This is a genomic window from Stenotrophomonas sp. Ste96 (genome assembly GCF_024519495.1).
Classification (GTDB): domain Bacteria; phylum Pseudomonadota; class Gammaproteobacteria; order Xanthomonadales; family Xanthomonadaceae; genus Stenotrophomonas; species Stenotrophomonas bentonitica_A.
In genome coordinates, this window is the sequence record NZ_JALJRX010000026.1 from 1 (window position 1) to 1995 (window position 1995).

1 protein-coding gene is annotated in these 1995 nt (G+C 66.7%); it reads right to left on the reverse strand.

The features are described 5' to 3' along the window. On the reverse strand, positions 1-1995 hold a 1995-nt coding region (locus tag OC373_RS18630; protein ID WP_261998267.1), incomplete at both ends, for a CusA/CzcA family heavy metal efflux RND transporter.

Below are 1995 nucleotides of genomic sequence, written 5' to 3' on the forward strand. Positions count from 1 at the left end.
GCCCGGTGCGGCGATGCGGCGCATGACTTCCGAGCCGGTGCCGCTGCTCCACATGATCGGCAGCAGGCCGGCCATGATCGCGACCACGGTCATCATCTTCGGCCGCACCCGGTCGACCGCGCCTTCGATGATCGCCTCGCGCAGGTCGCCGGCATCCAGCGAGCGGTCTTCGGCCTGACGCTGCACGGCGCGAGCCTCAAGTGCGTGGTCGAGGTAGATCAGCATCACCACGCCGGTTTCGGCGGCGACGCCGGCCAGGGCGATGAAGCCGACGATCACCGCGACGCTGGTGTTGTAATCGAGCAGCCACATCAGCCACACGCCGCCGACCAGTGCGAACGGCACCGACAGCATCACGATCAGCGACTCGGTGACGCGTCGGAAGTTGAGGTACAGCAGCAGGAAGATCAGCGCCAAGGTCACCGGGACGACGACGCGCATCTTTTCGGCGGCGCGCTGCATGTACTCGTACTGCCCGCTCCAGGTCACGTAGTAGCCGGGCGGGAACTGCACCTGTTCGACAACGGCCTGTTGGGCCGCCTGCACGTAGCGACCGAGGTCGCTCTCGCGCGTATCCACGTAGATGTAGGCCGCCAGCATCGCGTTCTCGGTGCGGATGCTGGGCGCACCCATCGTGACCTCGATGCGCGTGAGCTCACCCAGTGGCACCTGGGCGCCGCCGGGCACCGGCACCAGGACCTGCGTCCCGATGCGGTGCGGGTCGTCACGCAGCTCGCGTGGATAGCGCACGATCGCGCTGAAGCGTTCGCGGCCCTGGAGGATGGTGGTGACCATCTCACCCCCCAGCGCGGCCGCTACCACGTCCTGCACGTCGCCGAGGGTCACGCCGTATTGGGCCAGGCGGCCCAGGTCGGGGGTGATGTCGAGGTAGTAGGCGCCGGTCAGGCGTTCGGCGAACGCGCTGGTTGTCCCTGGCACCTCGCGCACCACCGCTTCGATCTCGGTGGCCAGGGCGTCGAGTTGCGCCAGGTCATTGCCGAACAGCTTGATGCCCACCGGGGTGCGGATGCCGGTGGCCAACATGTCGGTGCGGGCCTTGATCGGCATCGTCCAGGAGTTGGCGACGCCCGGGAACTTCAGCGCCGCGTCCATCTCGGCGATGAGCTTGTCGGTGGTCATGCCGTCCCGCCATTCGTCCTCGGGCTTGAGGTTGATGACGGTTTCGAACATCTCCAGCGGCGCCGGGTCGGTGGCGGTCAGCGCGCGGCCCGCCTTGCCGAACACCGACTCCACTTCCGGGAAGCCCTTGATGATCCGGTCCTGCTGCTGCAACAGCTCGGACGCCTTGGTCACCGACATACCCGGGAGCGACGCGGGCATGTACAGCAGCGTGCCCTCGTTGAGCGTGGGCATGAACTCGCTGCCTAGGCGTGACGCCGGCCACACGCTGGCAAACAGGGCGACGAGGGCGATCGCGATCGTGGCCATGCGGTGTCGGAGAACGACGTTGATCACCGGACGGTAGGCCGCGATCAGAAACCGGTTCACCTGATTCTTCCGCTCGGGCACGATCTTGCCGCGCACGAACAACAGCATGAGCACCGGCACCAGCGTCACCGAAAGCAACGCGCCCCCGGCCATGGCGAACGTCTTGGTGAAGGCCAGCGGCTTGAACAGGCGGCCTTCCTGCGCCTCCAGGGCAAACACCGGCAGGAACGAGACCGTGATGATCATCAGGCTGAAGAACAGCGCCGGCCCGACCTCGCGGCAGGCGTCGATGATCAGCTGGGCCCGGCTTCGGGAGCCGTCGGAGCGCTCGATGTGCTTGTGCGCGTTCTCGATCATCACGATCGCCGCGTCGACCATCACGCCGATCGAGATCGCGATGCCGCCCAGGCTCATGATGTTGGAATTCATGCCCAGCGTCCGCATCGCGATCACCGCGATCAGCACGCCAACCGGCAGCATGACGATCACGACCAGCGCGCTGCGCGCATGGAACAGGAACACCAGGCACACCAGCGCGACGATCAG